The organism is Clostridium sp. (assembly GCF_051278035.1).
Classification (GTDB): Bacteria; Bacillota; Clostridia; order Clostridiales; family Clostridiaceae; genus Clostridium_AD.
On record NZ_JBNMNU010000002.1, the window covers coordinates 41,163 to 57,664 of the forward strand.

Here is a 16,502-nt window from a genome sequence, read left to right on the forward strand (position 1 = left end):
TTCATAGCTTTCATTTGTTTTGATACAGAACTTTGAAATTATCTATGTATAAAAATATAATACAATTCATAAATTTATATAAATGTGAAATCAAAATTATAATAGGAGAGTGCTTTTGATGGACGAAAAAAAGAATGTAAAGTCTTCTAAAAATATGGGTAAAATAATTGTACCTATACTTATAGTTGCGTTAATAGGAGCAATATGGTATTTTAAAAACTCTAATAAAACTCAAATTGTGGAAGAGGATAATACATCGTTCGCTCTAAACGTAACGGATAGTCTGGATATAGAAAAGCTTAAATCCTATGGACTACCAATTATGATCGATTTTGGTGCGGATTCTTGTGTTCCTTGTAAGGAAATGGCGCCTACTCTAGTGGAGCTTAATAAAGAGCTTCGTGGGAAAGTAATAATAAAGTTCGTTGACGTATGGAAGTATAAAAGTTTAGCAGATGGGTATCCAATTAGCGTAATTCCAACACAAGTTTTCTTCGACAAAGATGGTAAACCTTTTAAGCCAAAAGATCCAGATAAATTGCAAATGAAAATGTATTCTTCTAAAAAAACAGATGAACATCTAATTACTGCTCATGAGGGTGGACTTACTAAGGATCAATTCATTAATGTGTTAAGGGAGATGGGTGTAGAATGATTACGCAGTGGTTAGATATATTATCAAAGCTCATTTCTGAAAGTTTTTGGCTTGCACCTTTAATTGCACTTTTTGCAGGTTTATTAACCTCATTTACACCCTGTGCACTTACTAGTGTTCCCCTTGTTATTGGCTACGTAGGTGGAACTGGGAACAATGATACAAAAAAAGCATTTAAGCTATCACTAGTTTTTGCTTCTGGGATGGCAGTTACTTTCACAATTCTAGGCGCCATGGCGTCTATTTTAGGAAAGCTTATGGGAACATCAAGTTCCCTTTGGTATATTGCACTAGGTATTCTTATGGTACTTATGGCACTTCAAGTGTGGGAGATATATAATTTTATACCATCAGCTACTTTAACAAGCAAAAAACCAAAACGAGGTTATATAGGCGCTTTTGTAGCAGGAGTACTAGGAGGTATATTTTCATCGCCATGTTCAACTCCAGTACTTATAGTATTACTTTCTATAGTAGCAAAGGAAGGCAATATTGCAGGGGGATTACTACTTTTACTATTATATTCAATAGGACATAGTTTCCTAGTTATATTAGCAGGAACATCAGTTGGTTTTGTAACAAAACTTACTTCAAGTAATAAATACAATACATTTAGTAAAGCGTTAAAATATATTATGGGCACAGTTATTTTGCTTATTGCTTTTTATATGTTTTATCTAGGACTTTAGATATATAATTTTTTATAAACTAAGGAGGCAAAAACAATGAAAATAGTAATTATAGGTGCAGTAGCAGCTGGAACTTCGGCGGCTGCAAAGGCAAGAAGAAACGATGAAGATGCAGAAATAATTATATTTGATAAAGATACGGATATATCTTACTCAGGGTGTGGGCTTCCATATTACATTGGAAATAAAGTAAAAAACAGAGCTGAGATAGTTCCAAGGGATTCTGATTACTTTAAGAAAAAATATAATGTAGACGTGTTCACGGGACATGAAGTTTTAAACTTAGATGCTACAGAAAAGAAATTAACTGTGAGAAATTTAAAGACTGATGAGGTTTTTATTGAAAATTTTGATAAACTTGTTATAGCTACAGGAGCTAGTGCATTTATACCTAATATTTTTGGTGTTCATAAGGCGAATGTATTTTATTTAAGAAACGTTCAGAGTGCTGATAGAATTAAAGCATTTATAAATAAAAACAGTCCTAAAAAGGTAGTGATTGTGGGGTCAGGATTTATAGGTCTTGAAATGACTGAAAACCTGAAGGAATTAGGTATTGAGGTTACTGTAGTTGAACTTGCTCCTCAAGTTATGCCTGCTATGGACAAAGATATGTCAATATATATTGAAAATTATTTAAAAGAAAAAGATGTTAAAATTGTTTTAGGAGACAGTGTAGTTTCTATTGAAAGGGAATTCCCAAGCACGAAAGTAATATTAAGTAGTGGAAGAGAAGTAGAAACAGATTTTGTCATTATGGCCGTAGGAATTAAGCCTAATATTCAGCTTGCTAAGGATGCTGGAATAGAAATTGGTGAAACTGGAGCAATTAAAGTAAATAAGAAAATGAAGACTAACTTTAATTATATATATGCATGTGGAGATTGCGCAGAAAGTTATTCATGTGTAACAGGAAAAAGTATTTATAGACCACTAGGTTCTACTGCAAATAAAACAGGAAGAATAGTAGGAGAAGCATTGAATGGTGGAAAACTTGAATTCAGAGGAATCCTTGGAACTGGAATTTTCAGGGTTTTTGACATGGCTATTGCAAGCACTGGGTTAAGTGAAAAAGAAGCAATAAAGGAAGGTTATGAAGTAGCTGTTTGTCATAATACAAAGCCTGATAAGGCAACTTATTATGGTGGTGAAGATATGACAATTAAGGCAGTTGCAGATAAAAATACAGGCAAGCTGCTTGGAGTTCAGATTGTTGGTACAAATGGTGTTGATAAAAGAATTGATGTGTTTGTAACGGCAATAACCTTTGGGGCTTGCGCTTCGGATTTATTCCATCTTGATTTAGCTTATGCACCACCATTCTCAATAGCTAAGGACCCTGTTATGTATACGGGAATGATTCTAGACAATGCAATAAATAAAGGTAGAAAACTTATAACACCAGAGAAACTTGATACACTTATTAAAGATGATAAAAATGTTATTGTAATAGATACAAGAATAGAAAAGCAGTACTGCGATGCTCATATGGAAGTTGCAATTAATATTCCTCATGCAGAAATTAGAGAAAAGTGTAATGAACTAGATAGTGAAAAAATTATTATAACTTACTGTAATAAAGGTATAACTGGAAATGCAGTTCAGAATATATTAATTAATAGGGGATTTAAAAAAGTATATAATATATCTGGTGGATATAAAAATTATAGTTCGCAAAAATAAACAAATTGAATATTTTATAAATGAGAAGTTAACACTATAACAAAACATTTCGGTATGACAGCGAATTTTATACAAATTAACTAAAGGAGAGATCTTTATGGAATGGGAATATAAAGTTATAAAAACAGAAGAAGTTTTGGATTTAAGGGAGCCAATAAAGTTGCAACAGCAGCTAAATGATTATGGCAAGCAGGGTTGGGAACTTGTAGGTTTTGCCTTTCCACCTCAAGTAGGAGAGGGTTGGATGGCCAAATCAGATACAGATTCAGATTCAGCTATATTTAAAAGGCAACTATCTAATTAAGTTAAAAGCTAAGCCTTTTAAGAATGGCAACATCTTTGTAGATGTTGCCATTCTCATTTAAGCTCAAAAAACCACTTCGTGACTCCAGGTGACGACCAATAAATGATGCTTATAATATAATGATAAAGTGTTGACAAAATAGGTAGTTAATATTAGTATATGAGTATAGACAAATATAAAAATATACAAATTATGGTTAGAATCTAACATAAAAAAGGAGAATCATTATATGAAACCAAAAGTAGCATTTATATGTGTACACAATTCGTGCAGATCACAAATGGCAGAGGCACTGGGAAAACAATTTGCGTCACAGGTGTTTGAATCATATTCAGCAGGTACTGAAACTAAGCCACAAATTAACCAAGACGCGGTGAGAATAATAAAGGATTTATATAAGTTAGACATGAATGAAACTCACACATCCAAATTAATAGATGATATACCAGAAGCGGATGTTGTTATAAAAATGGGATGTAATGTAGTTTGCCCGCTAATGGTCCACAAACATGAAGAAGATTGGGGACTAGATGACCCTACTGGGAAATCTGACGCAGAATTTATAAAGACTGCAAAAATAATCGAAGAGAAGGTAAAAGATTTAAAGAAAAGAATTGAAAACGATGAAATTAATTTAAGTGGAAAAATGTAATGGTAGATATATTTAAAGCATTAGCAGAAGAAAATAGACTTCGAATATTATCATTGCTTATGGACGGTGAAATGTGCGTATGTGAAATTGAACAGTGTCTAAATATGAATCAATCAAATGTTTCCAGGCATCTAACGGCGCTTAAAAGATCTGGAATTCTTGAGGGCTATAAAAAAGCACAGTGGGTATATTACAAAATAGATAATAACTTTATAGAAAAAAAACCGGATCTATTTGCTTATTTAACAAAAGAACTTAGAAAATTAAACTCTTATAGTAGTGATTGCGAAAGATTGGGTAAATGTAAACTTCAGGACTTATGTGGTGACAAATAGGAGATATTATATATTCCAAATTATAAATATAATTATTGTGAATTAAGGAGTGATTAATATGGAAGAAGTAAAAGAACCTAGAATTGGATTTTTTCAAAAATATTTAACAGTTTGGGTAGCTATTTGTATGGTAGTTGGTGTTCTTATTGGAAAGTTTATTCCAGTAATTCCCGGATTTTTAAATAAGTTTGAGTATGCGAAAGTTTCAATACCTACAGCTATACTTATTTGGATAATGATTTATCCAATGATGATGAAGGTAGACTTTCAAAGCGTTAAAGATGTTGGCAAGAACCCCAAAGGTTTATATGTAACATGGATAACAAATTGGCTTATAAAACCATTTACAATGTATGGAATAGCTTCGTTTTTCTTTTTTGTAGTATTCAAAGCATTTATAACGCCAGAACTAGCAACGAAATATCTTGCAGGAACAATCTTACTAGGAGCTGCTCCCTGTACTGCCATGGTATTTGTATGGAGTCATCTTACAAAAGGTAATCCGGCTTATACCGTTGTGCAAGTAGCAACAAATGATTTGATTATATTGGTCGCGTTCATTCCTATCGTTAAATTTCTTTTAGGTGTTAGTAATATTACTGTTCCTTGGAACACACTGATTTTATCAGTGGTTTTATTTGTTGTTATTCCTCTAGCTTTTGGAATTTTGACTAGAATTATGGTAACAAAGAAAAAAGGCCTAGAATATTTTGAAAATGACTTCTTGCATAAGTTTGATAATGCAACTACTATTGGATTACTACTTATGCTTATATTGCTATTCTCATTTCAAGGTGAAACCATATTAAATAATCCATTGCATATTTTACTAATAGCAGTTCCTCTAACTATACAAACATTTTTTATATTCTTTATTTCTTATTTAACAAGTAAAAAGCTAAGACTAACACATGATATTGCAGCACCAGCTGGAATGATTGGAGCGTCTAACTTTTTTGAACTTGCAGTTGCAGTTGCCATTGCACTGTTCGGGATAGACTCCCCAGCAGCACTTGCTACAGTGGTAGGAGTATTAGTTGAAGTTCCAGTAATGCTGATTCTTGTAAGAATAGCAAACAAAACCAGCCATTGGTTTCCAGAACCTGTAGTTCAAAACAAGTAATAATAAATATGATTGGAGAGATTATAAATGAAAAAAATGCAAATATTTGAAGCTGCTATGTGTTGCTCCACAGGTCTTTGTGGAGTAGGCGTTGACCCTGAGCTTTTAAGGATTTCAACTGTTCTTAGTTCACTTAAAAAGAGAGGAGTTGAGGTCGAGAGATTTAACCTCTCAGGCTCACCGCAGGAGTTTGTAGATAATAAAGTAGTTAACATGTTTATTATGGAAAAGGGTGTCGATGAGTTCCCGATTACTGTCCTAGATGGTGAAATAGTTCTAGTGGGCAAGTATCCAACAAATGAAGAATTAGCGAAATTTTTAGATGTAGAAATGAACTTTTTAAGCGAAAAACATAAGAGCTTTAAAATAAAATCGACTTAATTATGAAACAGGAGGTAACTCACATGGAAATTTTTAATCCACAAAATATAAAACTTTCAAAATATCTATTTTATACAGGTAAGGGCGGCGTAGGCAAAACTTCAACTGCTTGCGCTACAGCAGTAAATCTTGCTGACAGAGGAAAAAAAGTACTCCTAATTAGTACCGACCCTGCATCAAATCTGCAAGATGTTTTTAATGTTGAGCTTAACAATAAGGGTGTCCAAATTAAAGAAGTGCCGAATCTTGTTGTTGTAAACCTTGACCCAATAAAGGCAGCGGCAGAACATAGAGAGAGTGTTATTGCCCCTTACCGTGGTAAACTTCCTGATGCAGTGCTTAATAACATGGAAGAACAGCTTTCTGGTTCTTGTACTGTTGAAATAGCAGCCTTTAATGAGTTTTCAAAATTCATTACAGATGAAAAAGTTCAGGAAGAATATGACCATATTATATTTGATACTGCGCCAACAGGGCACACACTTAGAATGCTTCAGTTACCAGCAGCATGGAGTAATTTCATTAGTGAAAACACACATGGTGCATCTTGCCTCGGTCAATTATCGGGTTTAGAGAGTCAAAGGGAAATATATAAAAAAGCAGTAGAAACATTAGGTGATGCAGTATTAACAACCCTAATTATCATTGCTCGTCCAGAAAGTACCCCACTAAAAGAAGCGGAAAGAGCATCAAAAGAACTTTCAGATATCGGAGTGAACAATCAAACGATGATAATTAATGGTGTAATGAGTTCTTATGATGATAGCATATCCGAAAGTCTGTATAAGAAACAACAAAAATCACTAAGGGAAATACCACAAGGATTAGAAGGAATTAGCACTTATATGGTGCCTCTTAGAGCCTACAGTATAACAGGCATGGAAAATGTAAGGGCACTTCTTACTAAAGATAGTTATAATGCACGCAGTGAAAAGATAAATGCAGAAGCCATTCCGGGACTTAAAGACGTCATTGAAGACCTATACAAAAGCAATAAAAAGGTGATATTCACCATGGGTAAGGGCGGGGTAGGCAAAACTACAATTGCAGCTGCTATTGCACTGGGATTATCGGCAAAGGGAAAAAAGGTACACCTTACTACAACTGATCCTGCAGCTCACCTTAAATATATCATTAATGAGAGTAGTAATATAACTATGAGCCATATTGATGAAAATTCTGAACTAGAAAAATATAAAAGTGAAGTACTTTCAAAAGCAAGAGAAACAATGGCTGATGATGATATAGCATACGTAGAGGAGGATTTGCGGTCTCCATGCACACAGGAGATTGCGGTGTTTAGAGCTTTTGCGGAAATAATTGATAAGGCCGAAGATGAAATTGTTGTAGTGGATACTGCTCCAACAGGACACACGCTGCTTTTACTCGATTCTACTCAAAGCTATAATAAGGAAATCAAACGTTCACAAGGAGATGTTCCAAAAGCTGTTAGGAAACTATTACCTCGTCTTAAAAATGAAAATGAAACTGAGGTAATAATTGTAACTCTGGCTGAAGCTACGCCTGTATATGAAGCAACACGTCTTGAAGAAGATTTGAAACGTGCTAAAATTGCTACAAAATGGTGGGTCATTAATTCATCACTACATGCTACGAGAACTACAAATAAATTGCTGTCTGCAAAGGCAAGTAATGAAATTGAGTGGATTAACAAGGTTTATGAACACGCAAATGGTAAATTTGCTATAATTCCTTGGAGCGCAGATGAAATTAAAGGAGATAAGTTAAAAGAGTTATTATTGTAGTTGTGTGTCCATTTTAGAGAATATAAGTAGCCATGATAATTGGTCCTCATTTTATATGTGTATAGGAATAATTTTCTGTGTAATAAATTGGATGTGATATCATTACACAAATATGTTGTACTTAACATATAGGTAAGGTATACTACAATAGAACTTTTAATGCCAAAACACACTAGCATAGTAGCTAGTTGCTTTTCGTGAGATTTATAATAGGTTCAAACTATAAAATATAGAAAAGCGAGGCGTTAATTATTAGGAAAACACTAAAAAATGAATGGTTATCAAATATTAATAAAGATGTTATGGCAGGAATAGTTGTGGCATTGGCACTTATTCCAGAGGCAATAGGATTTTCCATAGTAGCTGGAGTAGACCCGATGGTGGGAATATATGGAGCTGTATGTATGGCGATTGTTACCGCAATATTAGGTGGCAGAATGGGAATGATTTCAGCAGCTACTGGAGCAATGGCTCTTATATTGGCAGGATTATTTAAAGCGCATGGAATAGAGTATATGCTAGTTGCAACAATATTCGCCGGAATAATACAAATCTTTCTCGGAATTATTCGCGTAAATAGGTTAATGAAATTCATCCCTCATCCTGTAATGATCGGATTTGTTAATGCACTTGGAATACTCATATTTATGGCTCAGTTGCCATCCTTTAATGGAGAAAATTGGACGATGTATGCAATGGTTGTAGTGGGACTTGCAATAATATATTTATTTCCATATATAACAAAGGCTGTTCCATCTCCATTAGTAGCTATTATAGTGGTAAGTGCTATAGCTATATTTTCCGGTAGTGGTGTTAGAACTGTAGGTGATATGGGAACAATAACAAACAGCTTGCCAAGTTTATTAATCCCTAATGTGGTTTTATCACTTAATACATTAAAGATTATATTTCCTTATGCTATATCACTAGCATTTGTGGGACTTATCGAATCATTATTAACAGCAGAAATTGTTGATGGAATGACAGATACAAGAAGTAATAAGACCAGGGAATGTATATCGCAAGGTATAGGAAATATAGTGGTCGGTTTATTTGGCGGAATGGCCGCTTGTGCAATGATTGGACAATCAGTTATTAATGTTAAATCTGGTGGAAGAACTAGGCTATCATCGTTAACAGCAGGAGTAGTTTTAATGTTTCTAATAATTGTTTTAAATAGCCTTGTGGTTCAAATTCCACTGGCGGCATTAGTAGCTGTTATGATTATGGTTTCAGTAAGCACATTTGACTGGAACTCATTAAAAACTATGAATAAAGTTCCTACACAAGATACTGTAGTAATGCTAGTTACAGTTGTAACAGTTATATTTACTCATAATCTTGCTATTGGAGTTTTTGTTGGTGTGGTTTTAAGTTGCATGTTCTTTGTATCAAAGGTTGCCAAAATCAATATAGAATATACAATAGACAGAGAAAATGGCGAAGCTGTATACAAGGTTCATGGGCAATTATTCTTTGCCTCAGCAAAACATTTTGTTGATGATTTTAGATACGATAAAAACAAAAAAACTGTTCACATTGATTTTTCAAATTCTCATATTTGGGATCATTCAGCGGTTAATGCTATAGAAAAAGTGGTTTTAAAGTATCATAAAATGGGAATTAAAGTTCATATAGTAGGGGCAAATACTGATAGTATGAGTATTTTAGACCAGGTTGCAATGTTTAATAAACCTGGTGGATTAGACTGATAAAGCGGACACTAAAAACATCGTAATTATAGACTCTTATTTAGTGGTTTAGGCTAAATAGGAGTTTTCTATTTTATACGAATGTATTGTTATAATAAATTTGCCTAAGGAGGTGTTTTTTTGAGAATTAAAGGTAAAATTAAGCCCCGAAAGATTTCATTTTTTTATGGTTATGTAATTATAATTATTTCAGCAATGTCATTTTTTTTTGCGGGACCTGGACAAACATATTCAATTTCTATATTCATAAACGCATATATTAAAGAGTTCGGATGGAGTAGGTCTTTAGTTTCTAGTATTTATTCTTCTGCATCGCTATGTGCTGGGCTTATGCTTCCCTTTATTGGAAGGAAAATTGATTCAGCAGGACACAGAAAGATGCTTACCATAATATCTTTTCTACTCGGAATCACATGTTTGTGGATGAGTTTTGTTTTTAATCCTATTATGTTATTTATTGGATTTGTATTTTTAAGATTACTAGGTCAAGGTTCAATGACTCTTATTCCGTCTACACTAGTTAGTCAATGGTTCGTTAAAAAGCGGGGTAGGGCTATAAGTTTCATGAGAATAGGTGGGGTAATTAGTGCGGGAGCAGTGCCTGTGATTAATAACTGGCTTTTAAACACAGTAGGTATGAAATTCACTTGGATAATATGGGCTGTCTGTCTAATGGGTATAATGGCACCACTAGGCTGGATGTTAGTTCGAAATAATCCGGAAGAAATGAAGCTTTTACCGGATGGAGAAAGCATTAAAAAGAGTGGAAAAGAAACAGCTGAAAATGAAAACAATATAATAGAAGGAAAAATTGATTGGACTTTAAAAGCTGCAATGAAGACAAGGACTTTTTGGTTAATGATGTTCTGCATGGTGGTTCCATCTATGGTTAACACAGGTTTAACTTTTCATATGTTATCTATTATTGAAGAAAAAGGTCTATCAATAGCTTTTGCTGCATCGGTACTTGGTCTAACTGCTGTAATTCAATTACCTTTAAATTTTCTAGCAGGGCATATGGTAGATAGAATAAAGGTCCATTACATAAGAGCCGTAAATTATTGGATTATGGTGCTGGCATTGGTTGCTATTTCAACAGCAACCACGAGTAAAGTTGTTATTTTATATGCAATACTAAGTGCTGTATTTAATGCCTTTAACTCAGTTACAACAGAGGCGCTATGGCCTGCTTATTATGGAAGAAAGCATCTTGGAAGTATAAGGAGTACGGCAACTACCGCAATGGTTATTGGTTCAGCCTTAGGTCCTCTACCTTTCGGAATTGCTTTTGATATGTTTAATGGATACAAGGAAATATTAATTATTATGATGATATTTCCAGTTATAGCCAGCTTTGCTTCAATTATATCTCCACCACCGGGAAATCCTAGTGGAACATAATGGTATAAGAATATTTATATGAACTAATACTTTAAGTGGGAGTCTTTTATTATACAATAAAACAATTATTGAGTCTTGTGGTATAATATAACAATATGCCTTGGAAAAAGGAGAGATAGAATATATGAGAAAGTACGCACTTATAGCCATGGGTGGTATGCTAGGGGCTATGTTAAGATATTTTATAAAAAATATACATATTTATCCTTACAAAGAATTTATACCAATAAATACCTTGTTTATTAATATTTCAGGTAGTTTTGTCTTAGCACTAACACTAACCGTTGCCTTTGAAATTTATGAATTTGATGCTGACCTAAAACTAGGTTTAGCCACTGGATTTTTGGGAGCATACACAACTTTTTCCACCTTATGCAAGCAAACTGTAAATCTTATGAATGAGGGGTATTATTACTCTTCTATATCTTATATAGGATTTTCAGCGATTTTCGGGTTTGCATCTGCTTACCTCGGCGTGGCATTAGCAAGAAAAATAGTTTTAAAGCTTACACATCATCATAATAACGCTGATGATGTGCAAATGGAAGAGGCGAAGGGGGATGATTAGATGACCTATGTATTAGTTGCAGTTGGGGGAGCAGCCGGAAGTCTGGTGAGGTATAGCCTTGGTAAATATATAAATGAAAGGTCCAAATCTGATTTTCCAATAGGAACTTTTATAATAAACATTACAGGTGCAGCTCTGCTTGGTGTTGTAAGCACAATTGGAGTAACCAATGATATGATGTTGCTACTCGGGGAGGGATTTTTGGGTGCATACACAACGTTCTCAACCTTTATGTATGAGGGATTTAATCTATTTCAAGAAAGAGAAAAACTAAATGCTTTTATATATATTTTATGTTCATTAATATTAGGTGTATTAGGATATGCACTGGGAACCCTAGCGGGTAGTATTTAAAAGAGGAGGATGAAAATGACACTAAGTGGGAAATGTAAAATTTTAAAAATTTATGTTAGTGAAGATTCCAAATATAAGGGGCACAACTTATACCATGCATTAGTTATAAAGCTAAGAGAGATTGGCATGGCTGGAGTAACAGTTACAAGAGGTCTAGAGAGTTATGGCAAATCTAAAGCAATCCATGCTATGAAAGTTCTTGATTTAAGCTCAAGCCTTCCTATTATTATTGAGGTGATTGATGAAGCTGAAAAGATTGAAAAAGCAATTCCCGTAGTAAAAGAAATGGTAAACGAAGGTTTGATTATAGCTACAGATATTGAAGTCTTAAAATATGGTAATGAATAAAAATATTATTTTTATGCTGTTTCAATGATTTTCTTGCATACAGCTACCATAAGGTAATATTTTTTATAAGGCTTTGGAATCTCGATAGCGCCAGATGTTTGATGATACATTATTATATTTTTAAAAGGGGATAAAACATTAATAAATTCTTCTTCTTTATATTGGTAAACATGAAAAGGACAAGAACAAGGCTTAAATTTACCTATGCCAAAGGGAGTCGAAATTATTAGAGTGCCATCAGGTTTTAATAAATTAAATAAGTTTTTTACAAAAGGTTCATCCCCTTCAAAATGTTCGATGGTCTCAAAGCTTATTATAGTATCAAAAGTACCATAGATATTAGCAAGGTTAGGGTTAAGACAATCATCTACATGATAAGAGGTACCAGGTAAATTATAATTTGAGCGGGCATATTCTATGGACTCATTAGAAATATCTATACCAACTATCTCTTTTATGCGGTTATTGTCTTTTAGAAGAACTTCACTTCCGTATCCACTTCCGCAGGCGATATCAAGTACTCTTTCTCCTGTGAATTCTTTGGCAAATTCATATCTGTTTAGGTGTTCTAATAACAATCCGTTATGTGGTTTCATAAGCTTTGGAACAATTCTTTCACCGGTATACTTCATATTTTCTTCCTTTCTTTAGTTGAAATTAATATATAGGGTATATTTTCAGTTAAAATAGACAAGAATATGTAATGATTAGCTTTTTATTTTGAGAGCCAATTGATAATTATAAATGACTAAATCAATTAAATAGCCATATAATACAAGTGTATTATAGCAAAGTGGGCACAATATATCAATTTTAATTGTAATGTAGGCAAATTAAATATATAATAGATGTATATAAGGAAATAATATATAATTCATATCGTAATATTATTATTCGTATTATACAAGGAGGCACATAAATGAACATAGATATAAACACTCCAACAGACGAACTTTTAGAGTCTTGGACCGCGTATTCACAAAGACTTATAAGTAGTATGATAACTTCCAAAGCAGAACTAGAGGAATTTAATAAAATCAAATTAACTCTAAAAACAAAAGGAATTATGCATTTAGAAATACATAATGTTTTTGAGAAAGAATTTGTTTTGCGCTATACTAAACAAGGTGGTATATTTGAAAAGAGAATTATTTTAAGTTAATTAAATATAGTGTAAATGCAGCTTGTATGGGAAAATGAACTCTATTAACAGTTGGAGTCATTTAACATTGAGTTGTATTTTTTTATCATAAAGCAGTAAATCATAACAAAGATGACTATGAATTTTAGTAGTCATCTTTGTTATTTTTTTTGTTGATGATTATTAAAAATATTTAGGATAAAAAACCTAACATTGTTAAAAACTATATTAATAATGTTGGAGGTGATACTTAACATACACTTAACAATGCGATAACATGTACTAAACATATCCGAGGTATACTTAGGTTGTAAAGTAGTTAAGAAATTTAAAAACGAATATAAATTTGGGGAGGAATAATAATGATAAAAAATATGAGGAAATTCATTGCAACAGCAACAATTCTTACAGTTATGACAGGGGCTTTAGCAGGTTGCGGAGCTAGCAAAGACAATACAGCGGAAAAAGCTAAAGATGAACCAACTTCTGATTCTACTCCAGCAAAAGAGTATATGATTAATGCAGGTGGTTCTTCATTTGTTAATCCTCTATTTTCAAAAATGTTTTCTGAATATAATAAACTCAATCCTGAAATAAAAGTTAACTATCAATCTATAGGATCAGGGGCTGGTATTAAGCAGCTTACAGCAGAAACAATAGATTTTGCAGCTTCAGATGCATATATGAAAGCAGAAGATGAAAGCGCAGTAAAAAATGGTGTTATTCATATACCTATAACTGTGGGAGCAGTAGCTGTAGTATATAATGTTGAAGGTGTGGATAAGGGATTAAAACTTACTCAAGATACATTAACAGGTATTTATCTTGGAAACATAGAGAATTGGAATGATGCAAAAATAAAAGCTGACAATGCAGATGTTAAACTTCCGGATTTAGCTATAACACCTGTATATCGTTCTGATTCAAGTGGAACAACATCAATTTTTACAGATTATTTAGCTACAGTGTCACCAGAGTGGAAAGAAAAAGTTGGGCAAGGAAAAGCTGTTAAATTCCCAGCAGGAATAGGAGCTAAAGGAAATGAAGGTGTATCAGGTCAAGTTAAACAAATACCTGGATCAATAGGATATACTGAGCTTGCATATGCTACTGTAAATAAAATATCTTTTGCAGAGTTAAGAAACAAAGATGGGAAATTTGTTGCACCGTCACTAGAAGCAGCTACTCTTGCAGCGGAGGCCGCATCAGTAGATATGCCAAAAGATACTAAGGTATCATTAGTTGAAAAATCAGGAGATAACTCATATGGTATAGTAGGATTTTGTTGGATACTTGCTAATACAACATATGCTGATGCAGATAAGAAAAAGGTAATAGTAGATTTAATTAAGTGGGCAAATACAGATGGACAAAAATACTCGAATGATTTATACTATGGGGAATTACCAGAGTCTATCATTAAACTTAATGAAGAAAATATAGCTACCATTAAGTAATAATTAAATATGAACATAAACCCGAAGTGGTTAAAAACTAATTAAAAAAGGTTTTTACACTTTGGGTTTGTGTAGTTTATTTAATCATGTAAAGGAGAATATACCATGGGAGAAAGTAAAATTGTAAAGAAAAATGAGAAAAAACCCACTAAACTCAGTCAAAACTTTTTAGATAAACTTTTTAAAAATGTAACTGCATTTTTCGCAGTAGTTATTGTAGCTTTAATGGTGTGGATGGTAATAGCACTAATAATCCAGTCTAAATTATCTATTGAAAAGTTCGGATTCTCTTTCATCACAAGTACTAATTGGGATCCAGTAAATAAACAATTTGGAGCATTACCTTTTATATATGGTACTATCGTGTCTTCGATTATTGCGGTTTTAATAGCGACGCCAATAAGTATTGGTATAGGTCTATTTTTAACACAAATGTCAAATAAGTGGATGCAAACGATCATAGGTTTCATGGTTCAAATTTTGGCAAGTATTCCAAGTATTTTATATGGATTATGGGGCTTATTCATTTTTGTACCTTTTATCAGAGATTATTTTCAAAAACCTGTAAGCAGTGTGCTTGGATGGTTCCCTCTTTTTTCAGGAGCGCCAATTGGTCTTGGAATGCTAACAGCTGGGATCATTTTAGCCATTATGATTATTCCAATAATTTCAGCACTAGTTGTTGATATTATTGAAACGGTTCCGGATGACTTAAAAGCCGGGTCCCTTGCTCTTGGTTCTACTAAGTGGGAAATGATATGGAATGTTGTGATTCCTTATGCTAGGCAGGGAATACTTGGAGCAGTAATAATGGGTCTTGGCAGAGCACTTGGAGAAACCATGGCAGTTACTATGGTTATAGGTAACAGAGCAGAAATTAAGGCTTCACTATTTGCACCTGGACATTCAATGGCAGCAGTTATTGCTAATGAATTTAATGAAGCCACTGGTGCAGTTTATTATTCATCATTAATAGAAATAGGATTGCTCCTTTTCTTAGTAACATTTATTCTTAATGCATTAGCAAGAATCTATATTCGTAAAATATCTAAAGTTTAATAGGGAGTGATATTATGCCAGCTTCAAACATAAGAACAAGAAAAATATTTAATGATTTTATGCATATTGTAATTGTTTTATTGACCATAATAGCATTAATCCCTTTGGTAAGTATACTTAGTTATATAATTTATAAAGGATATAGAGTTATAGACTTTGGGTTTTTAACATCATTACCTACTCCAGCAGGTGATATAGGGGGCGGAATAGGGAATGGTATTCTTGGAACTCTAATCTTAGTAGGAGTTGCTTCAATAGTTGGAATACCAATAGGAGTTATGTCTGCTATATACTTAAATGAATATGCTCGTAAAGGAATGTTTGCGGAGTTTGTTAGATTTGTAGTTGATATACTACTCGGAATACCATCCGTAGTTGTAGGTATTTTTGCGTATATAGCTTTTGTTAAGCCTTTTGGTGGATTCTCAGCTATGTCAGGTGGTTTAGCACTCGCAATTATATTAATTCCAATAGTTACGAGGTCTACGGAGGGTGTACTAAAACTGGTTCCAAATGAATATAGAGAAGGGTCTTATGCACTTGGTGTTAGCCAGTGGCAAACTATTATTAAAATAGTTATCCCAACAGCTATGAAAGGAATAGTAACAGGTATAATGCTAGCTGTTGCAAGAGCAGCAGGGGAAACAGCACCGCTTCTTTTAACAGCTTTCGGAAATATTTATTGGTCAAGTAGCTTAGGTGAGCCGATAGCATCACTGCCAGCACAGATTTTCGAGTATGCTAAATCTCCTTATGCTGACTGGATAGAGAAAGCTTGGGGTGCTGCATTAGTTTTAATAATAATGGTATTATTTTTGAATATTTCCGCAAGGATTTTAACTAGAAAGAAATATTAATATGATTATAAAAAATT

General features: G+C 33.4%; 19 protein-coding genes. 18 read left to right on the forward strand and 1 reads right to left on the reverse strand.

Annotated features, from left to right (window positions below):
- Positions 1 to 118: 118 nt before the first annotated feature.
- The 14 genes from ACJAX4_RS00760 to ACJAX4_RS00825 all read left to right on the forward strand — a co-directional run bounded on the left by ACJAX4_RS00760 (position 119) and on the right by ACJAX4_RS00825 (position 11,971).
- Complete coding sequence (locus ACJAX4_RS00760; RefSeq protein WP_435787537.1) at positions 119 to 655, forward strand: thioredoxin family protein; 537 nt, start codon at positions 119 to 121, stop codon at positions 653 to 655.
- Positions 652 to 1,344, forward strand: a complete 693-nt coding sequence (locus ACJAX4_RS00765; RefSeq protein ID WP_435787538.1) for a cytochrome c biogenesis CcdA family protein — start codon at positions 652 to 654, stop codon at positions 1,342 to 1,344. Before ACJAX4_RS00760 ends, ACJAX4_RS00765 begins: the two co-directional genes overlap by 4 nt.
- 36 nt (positions 1,345 to 1,380) lie before the next feature.
- Positions 1,381 to 3,027: an FAD-dependent oxidoreductase gene (locus ACJAX4_RS00770; protein ID WP_435787539.1), complete on the forward strand. Its 1,647-nt coding sequence runs from the start codon at positions 1,381 to 1,383 to the stop codon at positions 3,025 to 3,027.
- Between the two features lie 97 nt (positions 3,028 to 3,124).
- A complete protein-coding gene (locus ACJAX4_RS00775) occupies positions 3,125 to 3,331 on the forward strand; it encodes a DUF4177 domain-containing protein (protein ID WP_435787540.1) in 207 nt (68 codons plus the stop codon).
- A 229-nt stretch (positions 3,332 to 3,560) separates the two neighbouring features.
- Positions 3,561 to 3,983, forward strand: coding sequence for an arsenate reductase ArsC (locus ACJAX4_RS00780; protein WP_435787541.1), 423 nt, complete (start codon positions 3,561 to 3,563; stop codon positions 3,981 to 3,983).
- Entirely contained in the window at positions 3,983 to 4,318 is a 336-nt protein-coding gene (locus tag ACJAX4_RS00785; protein ID WP_435787542.1) for an ArsR/SmtB family transcription factor, read from the forward strand. The genes ACJAX4_RS00780 and ACJAX4_RS00785 overlap by 1 nt, the downstream gene beginning before the upstream one ends.
- Positions 4,319 to 4,376: 58 nt before the next feature.
- Positions 4,377 to 5,441 carry an ACR3 family arsenite efflux transporter gene (gene arsB / locus ACJAX4_RS00790; protein ID WP_435787543.1) on the forward strand — a complete coding sequence of 355 codons (1,065 nt, stop codon included), beginning with the start codon at positions 4,377 to 4,379 and terminating at the stop codon, positions 5,439 to 5,441.
- Between the two features lie 27 nt (positions 5,442 to 5,468).
- Entirely contained in the window at positions 5,469 to 5,822 is a 354-nt protein-coding gene (gene arsD, locus ACJAX4_RS00795; RefSeq protein WP_435787544.1) for an arsenite efflux transporter metallochaperone ArsD, read from the forward strand.
- Between the two features lie 23 nt (positions 5,823 to 5,845).
- Positions 5,846 to 7,588, forward strand: coding sequence for an arsenical pump-driving ATPase (arsA, locus tag ACJAX4_RS00800; RefSeq protein ID WP_435787545.1), 1,743 nt, complete (start codon positions 5,846 to 5,848; stop codon positions 7,586 to 7,588).
- Positions 7,589 to 7,890: 302 nt separating this feature from the next.
- Positions 7,891 to 9,300 carry a SulP family inorganic anion transporter gene (locus tag ACJAX4_RS00805; RefSeq protein ID WP_435787546.1) on the forward strand — a complete coding sequence of 470 codons (1,410 nt, stop codon included), beginning with the start codon at positions 7,891 to 7,893 and terminating at the stop codon, positions 9,298 to 9,300.
- Positions 9,301 to 9,420: 120 nt separating this feature from the next.
- Positions 9,421 to 10,701 carry an MFS transporter gene (locus ACJAX4_RS00810; RefSeq protein WP_435787547.1) on the forward strand — a complete coding sequence of 427 codons (1,281 nt, stop codon included), beginning with the start codon at positions 9,421 to 9,423 and terminating at the stop codon, positions 10,699 to 10,701.
- Between the two features lie 124 nt (positions 10,702 to 10,825).
- Positions 10,826 to 11,269 (forward strand): fluoride efflux transporter CrcB, encoded by a 444-nt coding sequence (gene crcB / locus ACJAX4_RS00815; protein WP_435787548.1) that lies wholly within the window; start codon positions 10,826 to 10,828, stop codon positions 11,267 to 11,269.
- Positions 11,270 to 11,623, forward strand: a complete 354-nt coding sequence (gene crcB / locus ACJAX4_RS00820) for a fluoride efflux transporter CrcB (protein WP_435787549.1) — start codon at positions 11,270 to 11,272, stop codon at positions 11,621 to 11,623. It abuts the gene before it with no gap.
- A 15-nt stretch (positions 11,624 to 11,638) separates the two neighbouring features.
- Entirely contained in the window at positions 11,639 to 11,971 is a 333-nt protein-coding gene (locus ACJAX4_RS00825) for a DUF190 domain-containing protein (protein ID WP_435787550.1), read from the forward strand.
- A gap of 11 nt (positions 11,972 to 11,982) precedes the next feature.
- On the opposite strand, the gene ACJAX4_RS00830 is transcribed toward ACJAX4_RS00825, so the two are convergent.
- Positions 11,983 to 12,603, reverse strand: coding sequence for a class I SAM-dependent methyltransferase (locus ACJAX4_RS00830; protein ID WP_435787551.1), 621 nt, complete (start codon positions 12,601 to 12,603; stop codon positions 11,983 to 11,985).
- Between the two features lie 287 nt (positions 12,604 to 12,890).
- Between ACJAX4_RS00830 and ACJAX4_RS00835 the strand changes: the two genes are divergently transcribed.
- From ACJAX4_RS00835 to pstA, 4 genes are all read left to right on the forward strand, one after another.
- The gene (locus tag ACJAX4_RS00835; protein ID WP_435787552.1) at positions 12,891 to 13,133 is read left to right on the forward strand and encodes a hypothetical protein; all 243 of its coding nucleotides are present in this window, start codon (positions 12,891 to 12,893) and stop codon (positions 13,131 to 13,133) included.
- 341 nt (positions 13,134 to 13,474) lie between these two features.
- Positions 13,475 to 14,569 (forward strand): phosphate ABC transporter substrate-binding protein PstS, encoded by a 1,095-nt coding sequence (pstS, locus tag ACJAX4_RS00840; RefSeq protein WP_435787553.1) that lies wholly within the window; start codon positions 13,475 to 13,477, stop codon positions 14,567 to 14,569.
- A 105-nt stretch (positions 14,570 to 14,674) separates the two neighbouring features.
- Complete coding sequence (pstC, locus tag ACJAX4_RS00845) at positions 14,675 to 15,628, forward strand: phosphate ABC transporter permease subunit PstC (RefSeq protein ID WP_435787554.1); 954 nt, start codon at positions 14,675 to 14,677, stop codon at positions 15,626 to 15,628.
- 14 nt (positions 15,629 to 15,642) lie between these two features.
- Positions 15,643 to 16,485, forward strand: coding sequence for a phosphate ABC transporter permease PstA (pstA, locus tag ACJAX4_RS00850; RefSeq protein WP_435787555.1), 843 nt, complete (start codon positions 15,643 to 15,645; stop codon positions 16,483 to 16,485).
- The last annotated feature ends 17 nt before the right edge of the window (positions 16,486 to 16,502 follow it).